The organism is Pseudomonas sp. URIL14HWK12:I12 (assembly GCF_003097135.1).
In the GTDB taxonomy this organism is placed as follows: Bacteria; Pseudomonadota; Gammaproteobacteria; order Pseudomonadales; family Pseudomonadaceae; genus Aquipseudomonas.
The window spans coordinates 141387-166731 of sequence record NZ_QEQL01000008.1 but is presented as its reverse complement, the minus strand read 5'-3'; the positions used below and the strand labels follow the sequence as shown (position 1 = coordinate 166731).

The following is a 25345-nucleotide window of genomic DNA, read 5'->3' as shown; positions in this document are numbered from 1 at the left end:
AATTCGGTACTGAGCTTGGGGTAAGAGCCTCTGCCAAGGATGCCCGCGGCGCCTGCTGCGGGCGTAGTAACGGTTTGTAAGGGATAGCGCGCGCCATGCAAAGCCTCGTATTGCTGATCTGGTTTGCCCTGTGTGCCGAGCAGGATGTCCGCTTGCGGCGCGTCGCCGACAACCTCACGCTGGGGGGCGGGGTCTGTGCATTGCTTTACCTGTTCTGCACCGGCCATACCTGGCTTGGCGCCCCTGCCGCCGAAGGCGCCTGGGCCTTGGCCTTGAGCATGCTGCTGACCCTGCCGCTGTATCACGCAGGTCGGCTGGCCGGCGCTGACGTGAAATTGCTGGGCACGCTGGCCCTGGCCACCGACCGCATGCACCTGCTGGCCACCGTCTGCGGGGCCCTCCTGCTGGTGCTTGCGTGGCTGATGCTCGGGGAGCGGCTGTGGAAGCCACTGAGCCGCAAGGTCAAACAACGCCTGGCTGCGCTGGCACCTAACCCTGGCGATGCCCCACCGCTCAGCCCCTTCATGCTCGCGGGTTTCGTCGGGGCCTTGATCTGGGTCTAGAGCACTTCAAACGCTACACGGGCGGTTTGGCCTGCTTCGTCCAGCACGCTGACTTCGACGCGGCCGGTTTTTTCAAGGCTCAGGGTCACCGGCCGGTCGCTGTCGCCGTCCACCCAAGGCGCTCCATCGACGAACCACCAGCGGTGCCCCGCCCCCCCGATCACCGATAACGCCAGGCGCAGTGGCCCAGCGCTGCTGGCCGGGCGGCGCAGGTAGTCACCGTTGCGCACGCCGACGATCGACAGCCCTGGCAATGGCCCAGGGTTTCTGGGTGGGCAGTCGGCCGAGGCGGCTGGCATACGCGCGGCGCGGCGCTCGGCGGTGGGTAGCCAGGGCTCCAGGGGCGCCGGCCACAGGGCGATGTCTCGCGGCTGCGCGCCCGGGCAACTGGCGGCCACGCGCAGCCCCTGGGCATTGACGAACACCTTTTCCATAAGGCCGGTGCCGGCGGGCTGGTCTGCCGCAAGCAACGTGGGTGGGGTGGTGCCCTCCAGGGTCCAGGCGAAGCGCTGCCGCCGGCAGTTAGGGTCTTGCCGGGGCAGAGGCTGGCCCAACGGCCAGCAGATCGCCGCCACTCCAACGCCGGGAGGGATAGGGTCGGCAGGCGGGTTGATGCCGCGCTGGGCATCGCGGTTGCTGAGCAGGTCATGCACTTGCAGCAGCAACGGCGCCGCCGAGGCCAAACCGAACTGGCCCGGCACTGGCGTACCATCCGGCCGGCCTATCCACACCCCGACCAGAAAGCGCGGCCCTACCCCAATGGCCCACGCATCCCGAAAACCGTAGCTGGTCCCGGTTTTCCAAGCCAGCGTCTGGCGTTGCGCCAGGGCGGCGGTGGGGTCCAGGTCGGGCCGGGCGTGGCCGCTGAGAATACGCCGCACGATCCACGCCGCGCCGGGCGACATCATGGGCCGCTCGCGCAGCAGGTCCTGGGGCTGGAAACGCAGGTTCGCCGCGCGCCCGCCCCGGGCGAACGCGCTGTAGGCGCCTACCAGATCGTCGAGGTGGGTGCCGGCCCCACCGAGAATCAACGCCAGGTTTGGCTGGGCGCCCTGGGGTAGGCTCAACTGCAGGCCGCCATTGCGCAGTTGGCCGTCGAAGCGCTTGGGCCCCAACGCCTCCAGCAGTTGCACAGCGGGCAAGTTCAGTGACAGCGAAAGTGCGGAGCTGGCCGCCACCGGGCCGCTGAAACCTGAATCGAAGTTGCCGGGGCGGTAGTCGCCGTAGCGGCGCGGCACGTCCTGGAGCAAGGATTCAGAGTGAATCAGCCCAGCATCGATGGCCATGCCGTAGAGAAAGGGTTTGAGCGTCGAGCCTGGGGAACGGGTGGCTTGCACCATGTCGACATGGCCAAAACGCTTGGCGTCTTTGAGGTCTACCGAGCCTACGTAGGCTCGCACGGCCATGGTCTGCGCTTCCACCACCAGCACGGCGGCCGAGGTGCGTGAGGGGAGGCGCGCTCGCCAGCCCAGCAGCAGGTCTTCCAGGCGGCGCTGCAGCGGTGCATCGAGGGTGGTGCGGATCAGCTCCGGGCTGCCCGGTACGTTCAGCCGCCTGGCGAGCAAGGGCGCCAGCGCCGGTTCCTGGCGCGGTGCCAACCAAACAGGCTCCTGCAAGGTATCGGCGACCACCTTGGGCGACCATACGCCAAAAGCCTGCAGCCGCAGCAATACCTTGTCACGCGCCTGTTGTGCGCGCTCGGGGTGCCGGTCGGGGCGCAACCGGCTGGGCGCTTGAGGCAACACCGCAAGCATGGCCGCCTCGGCCGGGGTCAGCTGGCTCGGCGGCTTGCCCAGGTACGCCCAGCTGGCGGCGGCCACGCCTTGCAGCGTGCCACCAAACGGTGCGCGGTTCAGATACAGGGCGAGGATCTCGCGCTTGGACAGGTGCCACTCCAGTTGTGCAGTGCGCCACAGCTGTCGCAGCTTGCCGGCAAAGGTACGAGAGTGAGGGTCGAGCAGGCGCGCTACCTGCATCGACAAGGTGCTGCCGCCGGAGACGATGTGCCCGCCGGTAAGGTTCTGCCAGAGCGCTCGGCCCAACGCCAGCGGGTTGACCCCGGGGTGCTCGTAGAACCAGCGGTCCTCGTAGGTGAGCAGCGCATCCAGGTAAAGCGGCGACACCTGTTCAACCGTCACCGGGTAGCGCCATACCCCTTCGCTGTCAGCGAAACGCCACAAAGGCGTGCCGTCCTCGGCCAGCACCACGCGCGCCATGTCATCGCCCGGCAAAGGCAGCGGCCAGATCCGATCAGCCAGCCATAACGCCGCAAGCAACGCCGCCGCGCCAACGGCGAACCGGCGCAGCCATTTCATGGCGCCACCGCCACTGGGGAACTCGCCCATGGCCGCTGCGGCCAAAGGAGCAACTCCGGCGCAGGTGCCGGAGGTTCGATCAGGATGACAACATGCATGTAGAAGGCTTTTTCGAATGGCTTGGCCAGGCCCTGGGCGCGATCATCCGCGGGATCGTCGACGCCCTGAGCTGGGTGTTCAGCGGCCTGGCCAACGCCGGCGGCAACTTTGTCGAAGGTCTGGCCCGTACCTTGGGCATGGACACCTCGCTCATCAGCATCCTGGCACTGATAGTGGGCCTGTGCATGCTGTACGCGGCGGTCCGCGCGTTCATGCGCGCCTCCATCGTGCTGGGCATCATCTGGGCCTTGCTGGGGCTTTGGTTGCTGAGCTGGATCATTCACTAGGCGCCCCGCCGCAAGCCTGGCCTGCGGCGGGAACGCCCCCTCAGTTGCCGCGCACGGTCAGGTCGCCCGGCACCGCACCGGTGCCCTGCAGATTGGGCCGGTACATCGACTCCACTTGCGGCGGCGGCACGCGGTAGGTGCCAGGCGTGACGGCCCGGGCCAGGTACAGCAGATGGGTCGTGCCATAGCCGTCCAGGTTCAGCGCTGCGATGAAGCGATCATCGCGGGCCTCCTGGTGGCGAATGTCGGCATTCTGCATCGCATCGCGCCATTCCTTCACGTTGCTGCTGGCGTTGTCGAGGCTGGCGGCACTCTGGGCCAGGTTCTGGTTCTCGATTTCAAGGCCCGCCGGCAGCAGGTCGACCACCAGTGCGTCCGGCACACGTTGGGTGGCTTTCACTGCCAGATGCACCAGCACCAGGTCGCCGCTCTTGACCTGCGCCAGGTTCAGCGGCCGGCCATTGAGGCTCAGGTAATCACGGCTGATCGACAGGTTGTTCGACACTGGCGTCGGCGCCTGCACGGGGTAGCCGGAGATCGTGAGTTGCTGGTAGAGGGTTTCGCTGCCGGTGTTGCGCAGTGCCAATGGTGATGCGAGCCCTGTGCCTTCCAAGCGGATGCCGGGCTGGCTGTTGGAAACAGCTTGAACCTGCCCAGCCACGTCCAGCTCACCCTTCCACGGTTTTTCGTCCTTGTTCAGCAACTCGCGCCCGGCCAGGAACAGCGAGTTGCGCTCCTGAGTCGACAGCCAGCGATTGGCCGCCACCTGGTCCGCCAGTGCGAACAGGCGCTCGTCGACCTGGCCATTTGCAAGGTTGTTTTCCTGAAGCAGCGAAAGGATCAAGGCCTGGTCGCGCAACGGCGAGCCGTAGTCGTGCAGCCATGCGTTGGGTTTGCGCGATACCGCCAGGCCTGCCTGCAACGCCTGTTGCGAACGCGGCTGGTCGCCCATCTTCTGGAGCGCGATGGCCAGTTGCACCAGCGGCAGGCCCGAGCGGGCCTGGTCACGGCGCTCGAACACCGCCCGCAGCGCCCCGAGCGGCGCCTGTTGGCTGCGCGCAAGCACCAGCCCGGCGTAGGCCTGCACGGCAAAGCGAGTGGCCTCGGTGTCGTCGCTGTAGTCGATCTCGATCAGGTTCGGCTCCTGCACGTAGCGCAGCAGCCGCTCGCTGGCTTTCTTCAGCGCATCGGCCGGTACCGCAAAGCCCTGGTCGCGGGCGCGCAGCAGAAAGTCAGTGACGTACGCCGTCAGCCAATACTCCTCGGGGCTGTCGGAGGTCCACAGGCCAAAGCTGCCGTTGTAACGCTGCATGCCAAGCAGGCGCTCGATGCCCAGCTCCACCTTGCGTTCACGGTCGGCCTGCGAGTCGCCTTTCAGGCCTAGCCGTTTGAGGGTTGCGGCATCGGCGTACAGCGAGGGGTACAGGCCACTGGTGGTTTGCTCAAGGCAGCCATAGGGGTAGGCCTTGAGCTCGCTGATCTGTTCACCGAGGTTCAGCGGCGGTCGGCTGGAGAGGCTCAGCAAGGCCTGGCGGCCGGCCGGCTCGAAGGCCTCGAGCTCGCCCTCGGGCAGGCGCCATTCGCCGTCCTTGAGCACCGCGCGGTAGTGGCGTTGCACGGCAGGGTAAGCTGGGCGTACGCCAATCTTCCATTCGCGGCTGAACACCTGGGCCGGCTCACCTGGCAGGTCGAGGCCGTTCACCGCCACCTGCAGCTGGCCTTCGCCAAAACCGCCAGCCGCCAGCACCGGGAATCGCAGCGTAGTGCGCTGGCCCTGGGCCAGTTTGATGCTGCGCGGCGCTGCGTCAGGCAGCGACAGCAAGCCGCTGGCCGTCAGGTTGAGGGTGAGGGTTTGCGCTCTGCCGGAGAGGTTGGTCAGGTCCAACGCCACCTGTGCACGGTCGCCGCCTGCAAGAAAGCGCGGTGCCGAGAGCTCGGTCACCAAGGGCGCTGCCACCACCGTCTTGGCCTGGGCGACACCGAAGTGATCGCCACTCCAGGCCTGGGCCATCAGCCGCAGTTCGCCGTTGAAGTCGGGGATGTCGACACTCACCTCGCCTTGGCCATTGGCATCGAGCTGCACCGGCACGGCCTGCTGGGCGACGATGGTTACGCTGGTATCCGGGCGCTTGCCGCCCTTGGCCATGCCGGCGTCGCCGCCGAAGGCCAGGCTTGCCACGCGGCCACCGCCCTCGATCAACTGGCCATACACATCCAACTGGTCGGCCCCGTAGGCTTTGCGGCCATACATGCCGGTGAACGGATCGGGGGTGGCGAAATTGGTGATGTTGAGAATGCCCACATCCACCGCCGACACCAGTACGTAAGCTTGCTTGGCCGGGCTGCCATCAGCATTTTTAACAGCCACTTTCACCTTCAGCGGCTGCTTGGGCCGCATGGTCGAAGGTGCGTCGAGGTTCACCGCCAGCTTGCGTGCGTTGCGGTCCAGCGGCAGGTGCAGCAAGCCCACGGCACGTTTGGGCGTGACATTGGCCTTGCGCTCGCCAGGGCGGACCACCAGGGCGCTCAGGTAGAGGTCATGGCGCTGCCATTTCGGGTCAATTTTCACCGAATACGCCTTGCCCTCGGCGGGTACGTCGATCTCTTGCCACCACAACGGGCCTTCGGCGGATTCGACCATCAGATAGCCTTTGCCGGCCGCCGGTGGAGTGACGGTCACGGTGGCCGTCTCGCCATCGGCATAGGCGGGTTTGTCGAGGGCGAGCTTGACCTGATCGGGGCGTACCGCTCCGCCGTCGGTGTTGTCCTGCCAGGCATAGCCGGCCCAGAAGCGCAGGCTGCTGACCATCCCGGTTTCCGGGTCTTCGACTTCAACCCGGTACGGGCCCCACTCCACCGGGAAGTTGACCTTCACGGTACCGTCCTTGGCGATGTCGTAGCGGTCTTCGCTCAGGTTCAGGTACTTGGCGTTGTAGTTGTAGCTCCAGCCGTCGCTGTCGGAGTAGTTCCAGTAGTAATCGCGACGCTCGCGGATCAGCCGGACCTTCACCCCCTTGGCTGCAAGCTTGTGGCCTTCGGGGTCGGCGACCAGGATCTCGAATTCGGCGGGGCCATCGCCATCGATGTGCGGCATGGCGTCGGTGTCGTCTTCTTCGCTGTATTCATCACTGCCACTTGCACTGAACAGCGGGCGGATGCCCGGCAGGCGCTCAGCCGGCCATACCGGTTGCTTGAAGGTGCGAGTGATCGGGCGGCCTCCGGCCTCCTGCAAACTGGCCTGGACGATGATCTGCAGCGGCGACTGCGCCTCGGCCCACTGGCTTTCGATATCGATCTGGGCGGTGCCGTCATCGCCCAGCGCGCTTTCTTCCAGCTCCAGGTCCTGCTTGAGCTGCTCTTCGGTGATCGAACCGAACTCATAGCCCGGCAACGCGGGCACTGCCTCGCGCAGAGGGCGCACGTAGATCTGCCCGCTCAGGCGGTTGCCCGAGGCGGGTGCTCCGTACAGGTAGCGGCCTTCGACCATGATCTGCGCGGTGTCGGCCGGCGCGATGGGGGTGTCGCTGCCCTTGAGTTCGAGCGCCATGCGCTCGGGGAGGAAGTCTTCGACCTGGAATTCATACACCTGCGGGCGGCCGTCGCCCAGGTCGAACAGCAACTGCCAGCGCCCGGTCGGGGCTTCCCCCGCCAGGGGTAGCGCGTACTGGAACAGGCCGTTGTCGCCTGCCTCCCAGACGAACTTGCGGCTGACCTGGTCGTCGGGCTTGCGCACTTCCACGGTGATCGGTTGCGCTTTGGTCGGCTTGCCGTCGCTGTCGCGCAGCAGGCCATTGATCAGCACGGTTTCGCCAGGGCGGTAGAGGTCGCGCGGGCCGAACACGAAGAACTGAAGCGGGTGTGCGGCAGGGCCGGCGATGTCGAATTCGGCAAGGTCGAGCGCAGCGCTGTTCAAGCGCAACAGGCTGGTCTGGCCGTCCTGGCGCGCCAGCAGCACATCGGCCTTGGGCCCCAAGGGCAGCTGCGCGTGGCCGTCGCTGTCGGTCTTGCCCAGGGCCAGGGAATGGCCTTCGGCGTCGAGCAGTTCCACCTCCACCCCGCCCAGGGCCTTGCCGCCTTCCAGGGCCTGGGTGAACACGTCCAGGCGTTTCTGGTAGCGGTGAGCCGAGAGGCCGATGTCGCTCAGGCTGAACAAAGTCGCAGGCTGCGAGTAGTTGTAGGTGCCGGCGGCATGCATCACCGCCAGGTACAGGCCGGTTTCCTGCAGAGGCTTGACGCCCGAGAGCGGCAGCATGAGGTTCTCACGGGTGTTGCGTGCAGGGTTGAGGTCGAAACGGCCGGTATAGACCAGCTCGGCCATGCCCAGCAGGTCCTTGGATTCGTAGTACTCCAGTGCGCTGCCACGCCCCCAGCGGGCGAGAAAGGCCGGCACCTGCTCGGGCTTGATGCGGAAGAAGTCTACGTCTACACGGTCGACGTTGAGCGCGATCACCGGCAGGCCCTCGGCGAGCCGGGTGGGCAGCAGCGAGCCACGGCTGGCGAAGCCTACGGTGGCTTGCAGGTCGCGGGTTTCCAGGCGCGCGGAGTATTCACTGGGCAGTGCCTTGCCATTGACCGCGCGCAAGCCGGCGTCGACGGTCAGCACCAGCTTGCGCTTGGGCTCCAGGTGGCGCAGGTGCGCCTCCATGAGATTGTCGGAGAGCTCCCACGCACCATCGACCTTGCCGCTGACGGTATCGACCAGGTGCAGGTGGCTGGCGTAATCGGCCTTGGGATCGAGCGGCACGCTGAAGGTGACCGAAAGGGCGCTTGCGCCATCGAGCTGCACTTCCGAAACGTCGGAAACCGCCAGGTCACGGTTGGCATATCGCTTGGCCAGCGCGGCAGTATCGGCTGGCGCCGCAGCCGGCTTGCCTTCGGGCACCTGGGCCTGAGCGGCGACCGGGGTCTGGGCCTTTGCAGGCGGCTTGCCGGAGCTGGACGAATCGCAAGCACTGAGCAGCGCCAGTGCGCACACCAGCAACAATCCCTTGTTGAACATGAATCCCTCTTCAGGCTGGTACCAAAACGGCGGCAACTATATCTCATGGGAAGATCTTTTTACTGGCGGCCGCGTAAAATCAATCAACCTGAATAAACCGATGAATTTCATGTACCAGGACTGGCAGCACCGCCCTACGCACCGCCGAGTCTGGGCCCTTGCGGCGCCCATGATTCTTTCCAACATCTCGGTGCCCCTGGTCGCCCTGGTAGACAGCGCGGTGATCGGCCATCTGCCTCACGCCCACCAGCTGGGCGCCGTGGCGGTGGGCGCGAGCCTGTTCAACCTGCTGGCCTGGGCGTTCGGCTTTCTACGGATGGGCGCCACCGGTTTCACTGCCCAGGCCGCCGGCCGTGGAGACGGCACGGCATTGCGGCAGATCCTGGCGCAGGGCCTGGCGCTGGCGTTGGCGTTCTCGCTGTTACTGGGGGCGCTGGCGGTGCCACTGGCCAGCTGGGCGCTGCTGTGGATGAACCCCAGCGCGGCGCTCGAGCAAAGCGCCCTGGCATTCCTGTACATCCGTTTGATGGCGCTCCCGGCCACACTGGGCGGCTATGCGCTGACGGGCTGGTTCCTGGGCACCGGCAACGCCCGCGCGCCGCTGTGGATCATGCTCAGTACCAATGGCTTGAACATCGTGCTCAACCTCTACCTGGTGCTCGGGCTGGGCTGGGGGGTTCAGGGGTCTGCCTGGGCGTCGGTGGTGGCCGAGTGGGCCGCCCTCGTGCTGGGCCTGGCCCTGGCGCGGCCGGCCCTGCGCGCCTGGCCCGGGCAATTGGCCTGGGCGCCGCTCAGGCGCTGGGCGAGCTGGAGGCCGCTGCTGGCAGTGAATCGGGATATCTTCCTGCGTAGCCTGGCGCTACAAGGGGTTTTCTTTCTGATCACGGTGCAGGGCGCGCGCCTTGGCGACGCGACGGTGGCGGCCAATGCCCTGTTGCTCAATGGCCTGGTGCTGACCGCGCAGGCGCTGGACGGCTTGGCCCATGCGGTAGAAGCCCTGTGCGGCCATGCCATCGGCGCGCGCGACCGCACCGGCTTGCGTCGAGCGCTGGTGGTCAGTGCTGGCTGGTCGTTGCTGGCAAGTATCGCCTTTGCGCTGTTCTTCCTGGTTGCTGGCGGCCCGTTCATTACCTTGCAGACAGACATCCCCAGCGTGCGCGAAGCGGCGGGTGCGTACCTGCCATACCTGGCGCTGCTGCCTCTGGTAGCAGTATGGAGTTACCTGCTGGACGGGCTGTTCATCGGCGCCACCCGGGCGCGGGAAATGCGCAACACCATGCTGGCGAGCGTGGCGCTGGCGGCGCCCGTTGCGCTGGCAACGATGGGCCTGGGCAACCATGGGTTGTGGATCAGTTTTCTGTGGTTCATGGCCCTGCGAGGCATCACCCTGGGATGGGTGGCGTGGCGGCTGGATGTGCACAAGCGCTGGGTTTGACTTGGCGCTTGAGCAAGCATCGCGCGGCAAGCCGCCCTCCCACGGGCTGAACTTCAGTGGGAGGCTGGCTCGCCGGGCGACGTGCTGCCCTACCACAGGCTGAACTCCAGTGGGAGGCCGGCTTGCCGGGCGACGTGCAATCTACCCGGCGACGCCCTGCCCCCCCTCAAGGCGACAGATAAGACGACCGCGTCAGCCCCAATCGAAGTGCATCCAGATACTGCGTGCGCTCGCGCGCGCTGATCTGCGCACTGGCGACCTTGTCGCGGTAATGCGTCATCAGCTCTTCAGGCGAAAGGTGCACGTAGCGCAGCATGTCCTCGATGGTGTCGTGGGTCTCGATGCCGGCGTGGTACACGCTGCCGCTCGGGGTCTGGTAGATGTTCACCGAGTCGGTGTCACCGAACAGGTTGTGCATGTCCCCGAGAATCTCTTGGTAAGCGCCCACCAGGAACACGCCCAGCAGGTAGTCCTCGCCCGGGTTCACCGGGTGCACCGGCAAGCTGGTCTCGATGCTTTGCTCGTCAACGTACTGCTTGATCTTGCCGTCCGAGTCGCAGGTCAGGTCTTGCAGCACCGCGCGGCGCACCGGCTCTTCATCGAGCCGGTGCAGCGGCAAAATCGGCAGCACTTGGTCGATCGCCCACGTGTCGGGCAGGCTCTGGAACACCGAGAAGTTGCAGATGTACTTGTCGGCCAGTTTGTCGTTGAGCTCGTCCAGGATCACTCGGTGCGAACGTTGCCGCGCCTTGAGCATGTTGTGCAGCTTGCGGCACACGGCAAAGTAGCACTGCTCGGCCAGGGCCTTCTGCGCCAGCGTGACCTTGCCATCGGCGTACTGAGCCGCGATGTCGCCCAGGTAATGGGTGGCACGCCAGTAGATTTCGGTGACCATTTCCGGATCGACCGGCCCCAGCAGGTCGGCCAGCCATTGCAGCGTCGGCGGTAGCTCGTCGCGGCTGGGCAGTTCCGGCGGGGCGTCGTTGTGGCGCTCCACATCGGTCACCTGCATCACCAACATGGCATGGTGCGCGGTCAGCGCCCGGCCACTTTCGGAGAAGATGTGCGGGTGCGGGATGCCCTGCGCATCGCAGAATTCCTTGAGCATGCCCACCACCACACCGGCGTAATCGTCGATGTCGTAGTTGATGGAACTGGCATTGCGCGAGTGGGTGCCGTCGTAATCCACACCCAGGCCGCCGCCCACGTCGATGTGGTCCATGGGCAGGCCGAGGGCGCGCAGCTCGCCGTAATAGCGAATCGCCTCTTTGAAACCCTGCTGGTAGTCGGCCAGGTTGGCGATCTGCGACCCCATGTGAAAGTGCAGCAGGCGAATGCCCTGCTCCAGCCCAGCGGCGCGAAACCGATCGACCACGGAGATCAACTGGGCCGCCGACAGGCCGAACTTGGACTTCTCACCACCGGTATCGGCCCACTTGCTCGATGAAAGCGACGACAACCGCACGCGCAGGCCGATCTGCGGCTGCACTTTAAGCTCAGTGGCCTCCTCGATCACCAGCCCGACCTCGGACTCCTTCTCGATCACGATGAACACGCTGTGGCCGAGCTTCTGACCGATCAGGGCCAGGCGGATGAACTCGCGGTCCTTGTAGCCGTTGCAGACGATGGTGCCACCCTTGGGCGCCAGCGCCAGCACGGCGAGCAGCTCGGGCTTGGAGCCGGCCTCTAGGCCAATGGAAACGTTCTGCGTAGCGATGATGTTCTCCACCACCGCTTCCTGCTGGTTGACCTTGATCGGGTACAGCGCGGTGTAGGCGCTCTGATAGCCCAACCGCGCGATGTTGTCGTCGAAGGCCCCCGTGAGCGCTCGCACCCGGTGCTGGAGAATATCGGGGAACCGCACCAGCAGTGGCAGCGACAGGCCGCTTTTGCACAGTTCGTTGACCTGGTCGTAAAGGTCGATCGGTTGGCTATCCGGCCCATTGGGGCGCACTTCCACGCGCCCGGCCTCGTTGATCGCGAAATAGCCGGCACCCCAGTGCCGAATGCCATAGACCCCACGGCTGTCGGCCACGGTCCACTGGCTGCCATCGTCTTTGCGTGTGCGTCGTACGGACATCGAAGCCCCCTGTATCAGGTCCAAGGCCCCGCTGCGGCACGCGCCGCGCGGGGAATAACAGAATTACCCTGTGCATGTCGGGCAGGCCATTGGGTAGACCCCAGGCGCTGCCCCAAGGTTGCTTCAGCCGCCGGCCTTCTTGGCCTTGAGCCCCTGCTTGGCCAGCTCGGCCAATAGCACGTCAACATGATCGCCCTGAATCTCGATCACCCCATCCTTGAGGGCACCGCCGGTGCCGCAACGCTTCTTCAGAGACGTGGCGAGCGCCTTGAGGGCCTCTCCGGCCAAAGGCGCGCCACTGACCGTGGTGACGGTTTTGCCCCCACGGCCTTTGGTTTCACGGCGTACGCGGCAGATACCGTCGCCGTCGGGCACCTGCGGTTGGCCACAGATGCACTCGGCCACCGGCTTGCCGCAATCGGGGCAATGCCGGCCGCTGTCGGTGGAGTAGACGAGGCCGCCCAGGGCCGCGAAGGATGAGGCTTTGTTGGCCATCGGCGCCCCTTGCGCGTTGACAGGTGTAAGGCCGCGCAGTTTAACGGCAAAGCCGGCCACTGCTAAGTACACAATCGCGGCATTTTGCCGGCTTTATGCGACCTTGGAGGCGAGATAGCGCTCCAGCGCCAGCAGCGAATCGGGGCACCAGGGCTCGTTAGGGGCGCGTTGTTCGATCTGGCGCAGGGTCATGAAACGCGCTTGGCTGATCTCTTCGGGCTGCAACCGCAGCGGCCCGTCCCAGCAGGCGGAAAAAACTGCGCACCAGAGCCGATTACCCGGCCCGCTGAACAGAAAGCGGCCGTGCTCATTGAGCACCACGCCTGACACGCCGAGCTCCTCCTCCAGCTCACGGGCCGCCGACAACGCGTAACTCTCATCGGCCTGCACCATCCCGCCGGCTGCAACGTCCCAGTAACCGGGGTATACCGCCTTGCTCAACGTGCGCTGCTGCACACACAGCTCGCCAGCCCCGTTGAACAACAAGATGAACGTGCCGCGGCCGATCAGCCCGCGGTCGCGCAGTTCCGCTCGGGGCAGCGCACCCAGCAGGCGGTCATGCTCATCGACCCAGGCGATACGTTCGGCGTCGGAAGCAGCCCGGTGGGCCGCTTCCCGTTCGCTCAGCGGCATCGGTCAGCCTTGCGACAACAGTTGGCGCAGGTCCAGCACTGCCGCGTTGGCCCGCGACAAGTAGTTGGCCATCACCAGCGAATGGTTGGCGAAAATGCCATAGCCACTGCCGTTGAGCACCATCGGGCTCCACAGTGGCTCCTGAGCAGCCTCCAGCTCGCGAATGATCTGGCGTACGCTGACGGTGGCGTTCTTCTTGGCCAGCACGTCGGCGAAATCCACTTCAACGGCACGCAACAGCAGCGACAACGCCCAGGCCTGGCCGCGCGACTCGTAGAACACATTGTCGATCTTCAGCCATGGGGTTTCTTCATATTCTTCTTCCACAGGTGCCGCCTGGCCGGCCACCACGGTGTCGGTCTTGGAAGCGGCGTTCAGCTTTACACGGCCGACGCTTGCCGAAAGCCGCTGCGACATCGAGCCCAGGCGTGTGGATACATCGCCCAACCAGTTATTAAGGTTGTCGGCGCGGGTATAGAAGAAGGCGCTCTTCTGCTCGGGCGAGCTCAGCCGCTTCTCGTAATTGTCGAGCAGGTCGATACCGCGCTGGAACTCCGACTCACTGGAGGGGAACATCCAGCTGCGGTTGTCGAAATTAAAGCGCGGCTCGGCCTGGGCAAGGTCACCGTCTTCGGTGGACTGCGACTGCGAGCGCGAGAAATCCTTGCGCAGCGCCCGGCTCATATCGCGCACCTGCACCAGGACGCCATATTCCCAGCTAGGCATGTTGTCGAGCCATAGCCCTGGCGGGAAGCGGTCGTTGGAAAGGTAGCCACCTGGCTTGTCGAGCAGCGTCTGGCTGATGGTCTTGAGGGTTTCGACCGTGGTGTAACCCACCACCATTTGCCGGCCATCGCGCTGGGCGTGGGCCTGAGCGTTCTGCTGAACTTGAAACAGTGCAGGCTCCCGGCTCCAATAGATGCCCAGCCCAATGGCGGCCAACAGGTACAGGCCCACCACGCCCAGCACCGCGCGGCTCAGCAACAGGGCTTTCCAGTGGCGGCCTTGTGGCTGCCCCGCCCTGTTGGCGCGGCGGCTGTTTGCAGATGCCTTGGCCGATGCGTCGCCCGAGGTGTTCGCCGAAGCGCCTGCGGCGGTATCAGTGGGGGCATCCGCTTTGCCCGTGCGCTTTTTCCAGTCCAGCATGGCGTGGTCCTTGTGCTGTGCGAATTCAACAAACTTCGACCGCGCTGCCCGCTCAAGGTGCAGCCGGCCGAGCAAGTCACATGATAAAGCATCGGCGGCGGCCTGAGCCTGACCTTGAGCGACACTCATTGCCCCGGTTCCGTCCGTCGCAGCGCTGGGCTCACAGCAGAAGAACATGACGCACGGGCGCAAATGTAATGGAAATGAGTGATAGCATGGAGCCATCACTTTCACGTCGCCTCGGCACGGTCGCTGGCCTATGCATTTGCTCGAAGACACCACGCGCGATCGCCTGCACCGGCATCTTGCGCAACGGCTGGCCAACCAGGCGAGGGAGATTCTGGCGATCTGGCAACGCCTGGGCGAACGCGGCTGGAGCCCTGTTGACCTGGCACAGCTGCGCGACGCCAATGAGCGCCTGGGGCGCAGTGCCGAGCGCTTGCAACAGGTCGAACAGTTGCTGCTGTCGATGTCGCTGAGTGATTGCCTGGCGCGGCTGCTTGGCAATTCAGGGCGGTTGAGCCAGGAGACCCTGGAAGACCTCGATCGCCTGATGAACAAGCTCGCCCGAAGCAGCCTGCGCCATGGCGACACCCTCGAATGCCCGCCTTTACCCCACCGGCCCGGCCCGGTCTACCTGATGCTGTCCAGCCAGGACGCGGCCGAGCGCCTGGCGCGCCAGCTGGGGTCCTTTGGGCTGGACGCCATCGCCCTGGCCAGCCCCTTGGCTGCCAGGCAGGCGCTGGCCCATGCGCAACCCTCAGCGATGGTGGTGGACGTGGACTTTCACGGTATCGGCGGCGGCCTGGGGCTTGCCGCTGAAATTCAGGACAGCCTGGCCTCACCGGTGCCCTTGCTGTTCTTCAGCCAGCAACCGGCCGATACGCCCACCCGGCTGGCTGCGGTACGTAGCGGCGGCCTTGATTTCTTCACGGGCAATCTCGAAGCCTGGGCACTGCTCGAGCGCCTTCAGCGGCTGACTCGAGTGGTGCGTTTCGAACCTTATCGCGTGCTGGTGATCGACGACTCGCGCGCCCAGGCCATGAATAGCGAGCGCATGCTCAACAACGCCGGCATTCTCACGCGCAGCCTAAGCGACCCGATGCGCACGATGGCCGAGCTTGCGGATTTCCAGCCAGACCTGGTGCTGTTGGACCTTTACATGCCCGTCTGCTCGGGCCCGGAGCTGGCCCGGGTAATCCGCCAGAACGAGCGTTACCTGGGCCTACCCATCATTTACCTCTCGACCGAAAACGACCTGGACAAACAGCTCGACGCACTCAGCGAAGGCGCGGATGACTTCCTGGTCAAACCTGTGCGTTCACGCCAATTGATCAGCGCGGTGCGCACACGCGCCGAGCGTGCCCGCGAGCTACGGGCGCGGATGGTGCGCGACGGGCTCACGGGCCTGTACAACCACACCCACATCCTGCGTGAGCTGGAGGACGCCTGCTTCACCGCACGCCGCAGCACCACCCCGCTTTGCTTTGCCATGCTCGACCTGGACCATTTCAAGAGGGTCAATGACACCTATGGCCACCCCATGGGCGACCGTGTGATCAAAAGCCTGGCCTTGTTCCTGCGCCAGCGCCTGCGCAAGACCGACTTGATCGGCCGCTATGGGGGCGAGGAGTTCGCCATCGTGATGGCCGATACCGACCTGCCCTCGGCCTGCGCCGCGCTCAACGACATCCGCGAGCGATTCGCCGAAATTCTCTACCCTGGCATGCCCGACGAGCTGCACTGCACCTTCAGCGCAGGCATAGTTCAGTTGAGCGAGGGGGTCGATAGCCTGACCATGGCGTCGCTGGCCGATGAAGCGTTGTACCGAGCCAAGGCGGCCGGGCGCAATTGCGTGGTCGCAGCAGGCTGAACCGAGCGCCTTAATCGGCAGTTATAGATACAGCAGGTATGATCGGCCGCAGTGATTTGCCGTGAGAGTGCCATGCGTCGTTTTATCTTGTTTATTCTGCTCTGCCTTGCCCTGCCCGTCGCTGCCGACGTATTCGGCAGCCGCCCGAACGCGGGGCTCGGCGCTCCGCTCGACAACAGCAGCGACTTTCTGCCGGTGCGCGAGGCGTTCCAGCTGAGCCAGGCCGACAGCCCTCCCGAGCAGATCACCCTGCGCTTTGTGGCCGCCGAGGGCTACTACCTCTATCGCCAGAAGTTCGCGTTCAAGGCCGAACCTGCCGCCGTGGTTCTCGGGCAGCCACAGTTTCCGGAAGGCGAGAAAAAACACGACGAGTATTTCGGCGAGGTCGAGGTGTACCACAACATCGTCGATGTCACCCTGCCCCGGCCGGCAGCAGCCAACGGTGCTTTCAACTTGTTGGTGACCTACCAGGGCTGTGCCGACAAAGGCCTGTGCTACCCACCGGAAACCCAGCGCCTGGCCATTGCCGCTGTGCCCGGGGCCGCGCCGCCCAGCAGCGCCAGTTCGGTGGCACCTGCGCCCTCCTCTACCTTGAGCTGGGCGCAGATTGCCCTGTATTTCCTGGCCGGCCTTGGCCTGACCTTCACCCCCTGCGTGCTGCCAATGCTGCCGATCCTTTCGGGGGTGGTGCTGCGTGGCCAGGCAGGCGGCGTGCGCGGGTTCACCTTGTCACTGGCCTACGTGCTGCCAATGGCGGCGTGCTTCGCGGTGCTGGGTGCGCTCATCGGGGTGTTCGGCGCCAGCCTGAATCTGCAGGCGCGCCTGCAATCGCCTTGGGTGCTGGTGCCCTTCGCGCTGTTCTTCGTGGTCTTCGCCCTGGCGATGTTCGGGCTATTCGAGCTTCGCCTGCCGAGATTCCTCAGCAACCGCCTCGATGCGGTGGCCAACCGTACGCAGGGCGGGTCGATACTGGGCGCGGCCACGTTGGGCGTGCTGTCCAGCCTGCTGGTCTCCCCTTGTGTTTCCGCGCCATTGGCGGGGGCCTTGCTTTACATCAGCGCCAGTGGTGACGCGTTGGGCGGGGGCTTGAAACTGTTCGCCCTGGGCTTGGGAATGGGTTTGCCGCTGCTGGTAGTAGGCACCGGCGGCGCAGCCCTGCTACCGCGCAGCGGCGCTTGGATGAACACCGTGAAGGCAGCGGTGGGCGTGCTGCTTCTGGGTGTGGCGATCTCACTGCTGGAGCGGGTGCTGCCTGGCCAGGTGACCCTGCTGCTGGCCGGCGCGCTGGCGGCCGGCTGCGGGCTGTTCCTGGGCGCGCTCGAGTTCGTGCCCAAGGCGCCTCGGCAGCGGCTGGCACAACTGCTGGGGCTGTTTTTGCTGTGCTATGGGCTGGTTTGCTGGTTCGGTGCATTGCGGGGCGAAGGTAATCCACTGCAACCGCTGCCCCCGGTGGGCAGCCCAGCGGTAGCCGGTCCGCAGGCCGGTGCCTGGCGCACTCTCACCACCGCACGAGCGCTGGACGACGCCCTGGCCGAAGCCCGCAGCGCTGGCAAGCCCGTGGTGCTCGACTGGTACGCCGACTGGTGCATCAGCTGCAAGGTGATCGAGCATCAGGTGCTGCCTGACGCGCAGGTGCAGGCAAAGCTCACAGGCTTTGAACGCCTGCGCTTCGATGTGACCGAAAGCAACGCCGAGCAGCGGGCAGTGATGGATCGCTACGGGCTGTTCGGGCCACCCGCGATCCAGTTCTTTGCCGCTTCCGGCGACGAACTGCGGGCCGCCCGGGTGGTAGGCGAAATCAACGCCGCCGATCTTGCAGGGAAGATTCCCGATGGCGCTGTGCAATAGCCGCTATATCCCTCTACAGCAGCATTTCGCCACTTCGTGACCATGCGCCGACGATTAGTCATCTATTTTCGCCCAACTTGCCGGGTACTGCGGCTAACTGGACAAAAGGCCCGGCTTTCCGGCATAGTCGCCGCCGTCGAACAATAATCAGAACCCAGGGAACGCCATGCCCACGACCTCGCGCCGGTTTTCACACCGTGATCCGTTCACAAACGTGACGTGCCTGCGCCGTTGAGCATCCCACTGTTCGATGCGCGTTTTTCACCTTGAGCATTCACAGACACTCTGGCCGCTGCCAATGAGCCCCACCAGGCCGAGCGGCGGCCATCGGCCCACACCCTGGGCCGAACGCAATGGCTTGCATAGTCTGCCTTGAAACCCCTGAACATCCTTGGGAGTTGATGATTAATGGATATTCGTAAAGTCAAGAAACTGATCGAGCTGCTGGAAGAGTCCGGCATCGACGAACTGGAAATCAAGGAAGGCGAAGAGTCCGTACGGATCAGCCGCCACAGCAAGGCCCCTGCACAGCAGTTCTACGCACCGGCTCCGGCTCCCGCGCCTGTAGCCGCACCGGTTGCCGCTGCCCCCGTTGCCGATGCAGCCCCGGCCGCACCCAAGCTCAACGGCACCGTTGCCCGCTCGCCGATGGTCGGTACCTTCTATCGCAAGCCTTCGCCCACCTCGCCAAACTTCGCGGAAGTCGGCCAGGTCGTTAAGAAAGGCGACACTCTGTGCATCGTCGAAGCCATGAAGATGATGAACCACATCGAAGCTGAAACCAGCGGCACCATCGAGTCGATCCTGGTGGAAGACGGCCAGCCGGTCGAGTTCGATCAGCCGCTGTTCACCATCGTTTGACGAAGGGAGAGCCTGCGATGTTGGAAAAAGTACTTATCGCCAACCGCGGTGAGATCGCCCTGCGGATCCTGCGTGCCTGCAAAGAGCTGGGCATCAAGACCGTGGCCGTGTATTCCACGGCTGACCGCGAGCTGATGCACCTGGGCCTGGCCGACGAGTCGGTCTGCATCGGCCCGGCGCCCTCGCCACGTTCCTACCTGCACATCCCGGCCATCATCGCCGCAGCCGAAGTGACTGGCGCCACAGCCATCCACCCCGGTTACGGTTTCCTGGCCGAAAACGCCGACTTCGCCGAGCAAGTAGAGAAGTCCGGTTTCGCCTTCATTGGCCCGAAAGCCGACACCATTCGCCTGATGGGCGACAAGGTATCGGCCAAGGACGCCATGAAAGCCGCGGGCGTGCCTACCGTGCCGGGGTCCGACGGCCCGCTGCCCGAAGACGAAGCCGAAGCACTGCGCATCGCCCGTGAAGTGGGTTACCCGGTCATCATCAAGGCCGCTGGCGGCGGTGGTGGTCGCGGGATGCGCGTGGTTCACAAGGAAGAAGACCTCATCTCTTCGGCCAAGCTGACCCGCAACGAAGCCGGTGCGGCGTTCGGCAACCCGATGGTGTACCTGGAGAAATTCCTGACCAACCCACGTCACGTGGAAGTGCAGGTGCTCTCCGATGGCCAGGGCAATGCCGTGCACCTGGGCGACCGCGACTGTTCGTTGCAGCGCCGCCACCAGAAGGTGCTGGAAGAAGCGCCAGCCCCGGGCATCGACGAGAAGGCTCGCCAGGAAGTCTTCGCGCGTTGCGTGCAGGCTTGCATCGAAATCGGCTACCGCGGCGCGGGCACCTTCGAGTTCCTGTACGAGAACGGCAGTTTCTACTTCATCGAGATGAACACCCGCGTGCAGGTGGAGCATCCGGTGTCCGAAGAAATCACCGGCATCGACATCGTCAAGGAGATGCTCAGCATCGCCGCCGGCAACAAGCTCTCGTTCACCCAAGAGCAGGTCACCTTCCGTGGCCACGCCCTGGAATGCCGGATCAACGCCGAAGACCCACGTACCTTCATCCCCAGCCCGGGCACCGTGAAGCACTTTCACGCGCCTGGCGGCAATGGAGTGCGGGTAGATTCGCACCTGTACAGCGGCTATGCAGTTCCGCCGAACTACGACTCGCTGATCGGCAAGCTGATCGTCTGGGGCAACAGCCGTGACGAAGCCATGGCGCGCATGCGCAATGCGCTGGATGAGATCGTGGTAGACGGGATCAAGACCAACATCCCGCTGCACCGCGACCTCACTCGCGACCCTGGCTTCTGCAAGGGCGGCGTGAACATTCACTACCTCGAGCACCTGCTGGAAGAAATGAAAGCAGCCAAGTAAGGCGGTAGTTGAGTGAAAGCAAACCCCGGTCAGCGCGAGCAGCCGGGGTTTGTTGTTTTCAGGCCGGCGGCCCGGCTTGCCTACAGTCGCCGTTTGCCCGGCATATCGATCCCATGCTCGTTCACCCGCCGATACAAGGTCGCCCGTGAAATCCCCAGGGCATGCGCAGCCTCTGCCGGCTTCCAACGGTGCTGCACCAAGGCATCGAGCAGCCGTTGCCGCTGCGGGTCGGCCACCGGGCTCTGAGCCTGCGGCCGCGAGCACCCTCGCACCTCGGTTGGCAGGTCCGCCAACTGTATGGTCGAGCCGCCGCACACCGCGCAGGCGTAGCGCAGCACCTGCCGCAGCTGGCGAAGATTACCCGGCCAGCGATAGCCCAACAGGCACTCAAGGGCTGCGGTGCTGAGCTGAGTGATCACCCCACAGGCCTTGGCCTCTTCAGCCAACATTTGGTTGATCAGCGCGAGGCGGTCGCTGCGCTCACGCAACGGTGGGAGTTCGAAACGCGCGTTGCCCAGGCGAAAGTACAGGTCTTCGCGAAAACTTCCTTCTGCCACAAGGCTGGCCAGGTCTCTGTGCGTGGCGCACATCACTTGCAGGTCCACCTGCAAGCGCTGCGCCGCACCCAGCGGCGCGATTTCGCCTTCGGCCAGCACCCGCAACAGCCGCGTCTGCAGGCCCAGCGGCATGTCGCCGATCTCATCGAGAAACAGCGTGCCTCCGTCGGCCTGCTGCAAGAGCCCGCGCATGCCTTTGGCCGCGGCACCGGTAAAGGCGCCCGCGGTATAGCCGAACAGCTCGCTTTCGATCAGGGTTTCGGGGATCGCAGCGCAATTGAGGGCCACGAAAGGCCCTGCGCGGCGAGCGCTGAGCTCATGCACCTGGCGAGCGAACACTTCCTTGCCGGCGCCGGTCTCGCCTTGCACCAACACGGGCAAGTTGCAGTCCTTGACCCTCACGGCCAGGCGCAATTGGTCGGTGATGCGCACATCCGCCCGGGGCTGCCCGGCAGCTTTCGCCAAAGGGCGCCGGCGTGGCGAGCTCACCCGCACATGCAGCGGCTGCCCGCCAGCCCAGGCCAGTGGCTGGGCAGACTCGTCCGCCAGGGCACTGAGCTGCTCCATGTCGAACAGAGCCCCCACGTGCGCAGGCACTTGCCCCAACCGCCTGGCCAACACCTCCCGGGCGCCGCTGTTGAGGGCGGTGAGGTGGCCGTCAGTGTCCCAGGCCATCAAAACGTCAGGCTGGCTGTCGACATACCCCGGCGCGCTGTGAGCCCGCAGCATCCATTGGCCTTGGGCACTGTGCATGAAAAAGGCGTTTTCGATACGCCGGGCGCTTTGGGCGACCATCTGCGCAATCAACACCTGGCTGCGGCGGTCGTCTGGGGCTTGCAGGGCGGAGGCATCCAGCACGCCGAGCAGCTCGCCCTGGGGGTCGAACACAGGCGCGGCCGAGCACGTCAGGCCAATGAACGCCGCGCGAAAGTGATCGCGCTTGTGTACCGTGGCGGCAACCCGGTTGGTCAGCACCGCCGCCACGCCACAGGTTCCCTCCTCGCCTTCGTCCCAACAGGTGCCCAGGTAGAGGCCGGCACGGCGGCAGTCACCTCTGATGGCCGACTCCACCTGGTAATCGATGGTATTGCCCTGCGCGTCAGTGAGCATCACGCAGTAGTCCGCACCACGCACCTGAGCGTGCAGGTGAGCCACTTCTTCGCGTGCGATGCGCAGAAACAGCTCCGAGCGCTCTCGGCATTCGTCGAGCATTCTTTGCGAAAGGATACGCGGCCCCTGAAGCGAGGCTGGGTCCAGATGATGTTGCTCCATCGACCGCCGCCAGGAGTCGACGATCAGGTGGGGCACCGGCAGCGCGCTTTGGCGGCCGGCATTGCGCAGCACGCGGCTGACCGCGTCTACATGAGCCCTGGAGTGTGCGGCAAGCATCAGGCCCTCCGTCTCTGGCTATTTATTGTTGTGCCCTCTCTATAGCGCTGCCGCGAGGTTTCGACAACCGCTTGCCGCCAGCCGGCCAGGTTGAGACGGGTTGTCTCAGCGTCTCTGGCCTGCGGCTCCTCTTGCGGCACGCTGCGTCTCACCGAAGCATGGGCCTGGCGCAGGGAACCGCTCTGCAACGGCCCACACAGAAGATTGGCACCGCTATTGCTCCTGTACCCGGCAGCACCAAGCCCTACCAGGAGAACAACAAGATGGCCAACCCACTGAACCGAGAACAACTGCTGCACGCCTACAAGGTGATGCGCACCATCCGCACCTTCGAAGAACGCCTGCATACCGAGTTCGCCACGGGCGAGATCCCGGGTTTCGTACACCTGTACGCCGGCGAAGAAGCGTCCGCTGCCGGCGTAATGGCCCACTTGGACGATGAAGACTGCATCGCTTCCAATCACCGCGGCCATGGGCACTGCATCGCCAAAGGCGTGGACGTGTACGGGATGATGGCCGAGATCTACGGCAAGAAGACTGGCGTATGCGGTGGCAAGGGCGGTTCGATGCACATCGCCGACCTCGACAAGGGCATGCTCGGTGCCAATGGCATCGTCGGCGCTGGTGCCCCGCTGGCTGCGGGTGCGGCGCTGGCGGCCAAGCTGAAGAAGAACGGGCGCGTGGCCGTGGTGTTTTTCGGCGACGGCGGCTCCAACGAAGGTGCCGTGTTCGAGGCCATGAACCTGGCCTCGGTCATGAACCTGCCCTGCCTGTTCATTGCCGAGAACAACGGCTATGCCGAAGCCACGGCATCGAAGTGGTCGGTGGCCTGCGATCACATCGCCGACCGCGCCATAGGCTTCGGCATGCCTGGGGTCACGGTCGACGGGTTCGATTTCTTCGCCGTCGAGCAAGCCGCCAGCGAGGCCATCAGCCGTGCTCGGGCCGGCGAGGGCCCCAGCCTCATCGAGGTCAAGCTCAGCCGTTACTACGGCCACTTCGAAGGCGACGCGCAAACCTACCGAGCGCCGGACGAAGTGAAGAACATTCGCGACACCCGCGACTGCCTGATGCAGTTCCGCGAGCGAACCACCCGCGCCGGCCAGCTTGAGGCCTCACAGCTGGACCAGATCGATCAGGAAGTCGAGCAACTGATCGAGGACGCGGTACGCCGCGCCAAGGCCGACCCCAAGCCCACCGCCGCCGACCTGCTCACCGACGTCTACGTCGCCTACGCCTGACTGCCCAGAATAAGGAGAACCCTCATGGCTCGCAAAATCAGCTATCAACAAGCGATCAACGAAGCCCTGGCGCAGGAAATGCGCCGTGACGAAAGTGTGTTCATCATCGGCGAAGACGTCGCTGGCGGGGCCGGTGCACCGGGCGAGCAAGATGCCTGGGGCGGCGTGCTGGGCGTGACCAAGGGCCTGTACCCGCAGTTTCCTGACCGCGTACTCGATGCGCCGCTTTCAGAGATCGGCTATGTCGGCGCAGCGGTGGGTGCCGCTACCCAAGGCATGCGCCCGGTCTGCGAGCTGATGTTCGTCGACTTCGCCGGCTGCTGCCTGGACCAGATCCTCAACCAGGCCGCCAAATTTCGCTACATGTTCGGCGGCAAGGCGCGCACGCCCTTCGTGATGCGCACCATGGTCGGTGCCGGCCTGCGCGCCGCGGCCCAGCACTCGCAGATGCTGACTTCGCTCTGGACCCACATTCCCGGCCTGAAGGTGGTGTGCCCGTCCTCGCCCTATGAAGCCAAAGGCCTGCTGATCCAGGCGATTCGCGACGACGACCCGGTGATTTTCTGCGAACACAAACTGCTCTACAGCCTGCAGGGCGAGGTGCCCGAAGAGAGCTACACCATCCCGTTCGGCGAGGCCAACTTCCTGCGTGATGGCGACGATGTAACCCTGGTGACCTACGGGCGCATGGTGCATTTGGCCATGGACGCGGCCGCGAACCTCGCCAGGCAGGGCATCAGCTGCGAAGTGCTGGACCTGCGCACCACCAGCCCGCTGGACGAAGACAGCATCCTTGAGAGCGTCGAGAAAACCGGCCGGCTGGTGGTGATCGACGAAGCCAACCCACGTTGCTCGATCGCGACCGACATCAGCGCGCTGGCGGCGCAAAAGGCATTCGACTTCCTCAAAGCGCCCATCGAAATGGTCACCGCGCCGCATACACCAGTGCCCTTCTCTGACGCCCTGGAAGACCTGTACATCCCCGATGCTGCGAAGATCGAAGCCGCGGTCAGGAAAATCGCCGAGAAGAGGAAAGCCGCATGAGCCAACTGCATACGCTGACCATGCCAAAGTGGGGCCTGTCGATGACCGAAGGCCGGGTGGACGCCTGGCTCAAGGAGGAAGGCGACGCTATCGCCAAGGGCGATGAAGTGCTGGACGTTGAAACCGACAAGATCTCCAGCAGTGTCGAGGCTCCGTTCGCCGGCGTACTACGCCGGCGCGTGGCGCAGCCGGACGAAACCTTGCCGGTCGGCGCACTGCTGGGCGTAGTGGCCGAGGGAGACGCCAGCGACGCGGAGGTGGACGCGCTGATTTCGCAGTTTCTGGCCGATTTCAAACCAGCCGATGCCAGCGAAGCCGACAGCGGGCCAGTACCACAGAAGGTCGAGTTGAACGGGCAGGTAGTGCGTTATCTGGAGCTGGGCGAAGGCGGCACGCCGTTGGTACTGATCCACGGGTTCGGTGGCGACCTGAACAACTGGCTCTTCAATCACCCGCCGCTTTCAGAGAACCGCCGGGTGATCGCACTCGACCTGCCGGGCCACGGCGAATCGGGCAAGGCGCTGCAGGCCGGTACGCTCGACGAGCTCAGCCAGGCGGTGCTCGCTTTGCTCGATCACCTTGGCATCGACAAAGCGCACCTGGTCGGCCATTCCATGGGCGGCGCGGTGAGCCTGAACCTGGCAAGGATGGCACCACAGAAGGTGGCCTCGCTCAGCCTGGTCGCCAGCGCCGGGCTGGGCCGGGAAATCAACGGCGACTACCTGCAAGGTTTTACCGAGGCCAGCAACCGCAACGGCCTCAAGCCTCAACTCACGCAGCTGTTCTCCGACCCGAGCCTGGTAACCCGGCAAATGCTCGAAGACATGCTCAAGTACAAGCGCCTGGAGGGCGTCGGCCAAGCCTTGGCTAGCCTGCGCCAGGCGCTGGCCGATGGCAGCCAGCAACGCCACGACCTGCGCCAGGCCGCCGAGGGTATCCCCACGCTGGTGATCTGGGGCAGCGGCGACCAGATCATCCCGGCCAGCCATGCGCAGTTGCCTGGTGCCCAGGTCGAGGTGCTCGCCGGCCAGGGCCACATGGTGCAGATGGAAGCTGCCGAACAGGTCAACGGCCTGATCCAGCGGTTCATCGACAACGCCTGACAAC

Annotated in this window: 17 protein-coding genes; 10 read left to right on the top strand and 7 right to left on the bottom strand. The window is 65.0% G+C overall.

Annotated features, from left to right (window positions below; genetic code table 11):
• Window positions 1–95: 95 nt before the first annotated feature.
• Window positions 96–563, top strand: coding sequence for an A24 family peptidase (locus F474_RS21690; RefSeq protein ID WP_097089209.1), 468 nt, complete (start codon window positions 96–98; stop codon window positions 561–563).
• On the opposite strand, the gene pbpC is transcribed toward F474_RS21690, so the two are convergent.
• Window positions 560–2878 carry a peptidoglycan glycosyltransferase PbpC gene (gene pbpC / locus F474_RS21685; RefSeq protein ID WP_097089274.1) on the bottom strand — a complete coding sequence of 773 codons (2319 nt, stop codon included), beginning with the start codon at window positions 2876–2878 and terminating at the stop codon, window positions 560–562. The genes F474_RS21690 and pbpC overlap by 4 nt on opposite strands.
• A 92-nt stretch (window positions 2879–2970) precedes the next feature.
• On the opposite strand from pbpC, the gene F474_RS21680 reads away from it, so the two are divergent.
• On the top strand, window positions 2971–3264 hold the full coding sequence (locus tag F474_RS21680) for a hypothetical protein (protein ID WP_097089207.1): 294 nt from the start codon (window positions 2971–2973) through the stop codon (window positions 3262–3264).
• A 40-nt stretch (window positions 3265–3304) separates the two neighbouring features.
• On the opposite strand, the gene F474_RS21675 is transcribed toward F474_RS21680, so the two are convergent.
• A complete protein-coding gene (locus F474_RS21675; protein ID WP_097089205.1) occupies window positions 3305–8263 on the bottom strand; it encodes an alpha-2-macroglobulin in 4959 nt (1652 codons plus the stop codon).
• Window positions 8264–8363: 100 nt separating this feature from the next.
• Between F474_RS21675 and F474_RS21670 the strand changes: the two genes are divergently transcribed.
• On the top strand, window positions 8364–9698 hold the full coding sequence (locus F474_RS21670) for an MATE family efflux transporter (protein ID WP_097089203.1): 1335 nt from the start codon (window positions 8364–8366) through the stop codon (window positions 9696–9698).
• A gap of 166 nt (window positions 9699–9864) precedes the next feature.
• Here F474_RS21670 and speA read toward each other — a convergent pair whose 3' ends face one another.
• The 4 genes from speA to F474_RS21650 all read right to left on the bottom strand — a co-directional run bounded on the left by speA (window position 9865) and on the right by F474_RS21650 (window position 14052).
• Window positions 9865–11778: an arginine decarboxylase gene (gene speA / locus F474_RS21665; protein ID WP_097089201.1), complete on the bottom strand. Its 1914-nt coding sequence runs from the start codon at window positions 11776–11778 to the stop codon at window positions 9865–9867.
• A gap of 123 nt (window positions 11779–11901) precedes the next feature.
• Window positions 11902–12273 carry a translation initiation factor Sui1 gene (locus F474_RS21660; RefSeq protein WP_097089199.1) on the bottom strand — a complete coding sequence of 124 codons (372 nt, stop codon included), beginning with the start codon at window positions 12271–12273 and terminating at the stop codon, window positions 11902–11904.
• Window positions 12274–12366: 93 nt separating this feature from the next.
• Complete coding sequence (locus F474_RS21655; RefSeq protein ID WP_097089197.1) at window positions 12367–12906, bottom strand: NUDIX hydrolase; 540 nt, start codon at window positions 12904–12906, stop codon at window positions 12367–12369.
• Window positions 12907–12909: 3 nt separating this feature from the next.
• Window positions 12910–14052 (bottom strand): DUF2333 family protein, encoded by a 1143-nt coding sequence (locus F474_RS21650; protein WP_097089271.1) that lies wholly within the window; start codon window positions 14050–14052, stop codon window positions 12910–12912.
• A gap of 259 nt (window positions 14053–14311) precedes the next feature.
• Here F474_RS21650 and F474_RS21645 point away from each other — a divergent pair, with 259 nt between their 5' ends.
• From F474_RS21645 to accC, 4 genes are all read left to right on the top strand, one after another.
• On the top strand, window positions 14312–15925 hold the full coding sequence (locus F474_RS21645; protein WP_097089195.1) for a diguanylate cyclase: 1614 nt from the start codon (window positions 14312–14314) through the stop codon (window positions 15923–15925).
• 72 nt (window positions 15926–15997) lie between these two features.
• Complete coding sequence (locus F474_RS21640) at window positions 15998–17773, top strand: protein-disulfide reductase DsbD (protein ID WP_097089193.1); 1776 nt, start codon at window positions 15998–16000, stop codon at window positions 17771–17773.
• A gap of 408 nt (window positions 17774–18181) precedes the next feature.
• Entirely contained in the window at window positions 18182–18634 is a 453-nt protein-coding gene (gene accB, locus F474_RS21635; protein ID WP_097089190.1) for an acetyl-CoA carboxylase biotin carboxyl carrier protein, read from the top strand.
• Between the two features lie 17 nt (window positions 18635–18651).
• On the top strand, window positions 18652–20007 hold the full coding sequence (gene accC / locus F474_RS21630; protein ID WP_097089188.1) for an acetyl-CoA carboxylase biotin carboxylase subunit: 1356 nt from the start codon (window positions 18652–18654) through the stop codon (window positions 20005–20007).
• 80 nt (window positions 20008–20087) lie between these two features.
• Here the strand turns inward: accC and F474_RS21625 are convergent, their stop codons facing one another.
• Entirely contained in the window at window positions 20088–21953 is a 1866-nt protein-coding gene (locus F474_RS21625; protein WP_097089186.1) for a sigma-54-dependent Fis family transcriptional regulator, read from the bottom strand.
• A 263-nt stretch (window positions 21954–22216) separates the two neighbouring features.
• Here F474_RS21625 and F474_RS21620 point away from each other — a divergent pair, with 263 nt between their 5' ends.
• Genes F474_RS21620 through F474_RS21610 form a run of 3 tightly spaced genes read left to right on the top strand, consistent with a single transcriptional unit; the run spans window position 22217 to window position 25341 of the window.
• Window positions 22217–23194, top strand: a complete 978-nt coding sequence (locus F474_RS21620) for a thiamine pyrophosphate-dependent dehydrogenase E1 component subunit alpha (RefSeq protein ID WP_097089269.1) — start codon at window positions 22217–22219, stop codon at window positions 23192–23194.
• A 24-nt stretch (window positions 23195–23218) separates the two neighbouring features.
• On the top strand, window positions 23219–24238 hold the full coding sequence (locus F474_RS21615) for an alpha-ketoacid dehydrogenase subunit beta (protein WP_097089184.1): 1020 nt from the start codon (window positions 23219–23221) through the stop codon (window positions 24236–24238).
• Entirely contained in the window at window positions 24235–25341 is a 1107-nt protein-coding gene (locus tag F474_RS21610; RefSeq protein ID WP_097089182.1) for an acetoin dehydrogenase dihydrolipoyllysine-residue acetyltransferase subunit, read from the top strand. Before F474_RS21615 ends, F474_RS21610 begins: the two co-directional genes overlap by 4 nt.
• Window positions 25342–25345: the final 4 nt, after the last annotated feature.

Coding starts and splice junctions, on each gene's coding strand:
- speA (WP_097089201.1), bottom strand. CDS start 11,778: ATGTCCGTACGACGCACACGCAAAGACGATGGCAGCCAGTGGACCGTG.
- F474_RS21650 (WP_097089271.1), bottom strand. CDS start 14,052: ATGCTGGACTGGAAAAAGCGCACGGGCAAAGCGGATGCCCCCACTGAT.
- pbpC (WP_097089274.1), bottom strand. CDS start 2,878: ATGAAATGGCTGCGCCGGTTCGCCGTTGGCGCGGCGGCGTTGCTTGCG.
- F474_RS21675 (WP_097089205.1), bottom strand. CDS start 8,263: ATGTTCAACAAGGGATTGTTGCTGGTGTGCGCACTGGCGCTGCTCAGT.
- F474_RS21615 (WP_097089184.1), top strand. CDS start 23,219: ATGGCTCGCAAAATCAGCTATCAACAAGCGATCAACGAAGCCCTGGCG.
- F474_RS21660 (WP_097089199.1), bottom strand. CDS start 12,273: ATGGCCAACAAAGCCTCATCCTTCGCGGCCCTGGGCGGCCTCGTCTAC.
- F474_RS21625 (WP_097089186.1), bottom strand. CDS start 21,953: ATGCTTGCCGCACACTCCAGGGCTCATGTAGACGCGGTCAGCCGCGTG.
- F474_RS21645 (WP_097089195.1), top strand. CDS start 14,312: ATGCATTTGCTCGAAGACACCACGCGCGATCGCCTGCACCGGCATCTT.
- F474_RS21610 (WP_097089182.1), top strand. CDS start 24,235: ATGAGCCAACTGCATACGCTGACCATGCCAAAGTGGGGCCTGTCGATG.
- F474_RS21640 (WP_097089193.1), top strand. CDS start 15,998: ATGCGTCGTTTTATCTTGTTTATTCTGCTCTGCCTTGCCCTGCCCGTC.
- F474_RS21655 (WP_097089197.1), bottom strand. CDS start 12,906: ATGCCGCTGAGCGAACGGGAAGCGGCCCACCGGGCTGCTTCCGACGCC.
- F474_RS21670 (WP_097089203.1), top strand. CDS start 8,364: ATGAATTTCATGTACCAGGACTGGCAGCACCGCCCTACGCACCGCCGA.
- F474_RS21620 (WP_097089269.1), top strand. CDS start 22,217: ATGGCCAACCCACTGAACCGAGAACAACTGCTGCACGCCTACAAGGTG.
- F474_RS21680 (WP_097089207.1), top strand. CDS start 2,971: ATGCATGTAGAAGGCTTTTTCGAATGGCTTGGCCAGGCCCTGGGCGCG.
- accC (WP_097089188.1), top strand. CDS start 18,652: ATGTTGGAAAAAGTACTTATCGCCAACCGCGGTGAGATCGCCCTGCGG.
- F474_RS21690 (WP_097089209.1), top strand. CDS start 96: ATGCAAAGCCTCGTATTGCTGATCTGGTTTGCCCTGTGTGCCGAGCAG.
- accB (WP_097089190.1), top strand. CDS start 18,182: ATGGATATTCGTAAAGTCAAGAAACTGATCGAGCTGCTGGAAGAGTCC.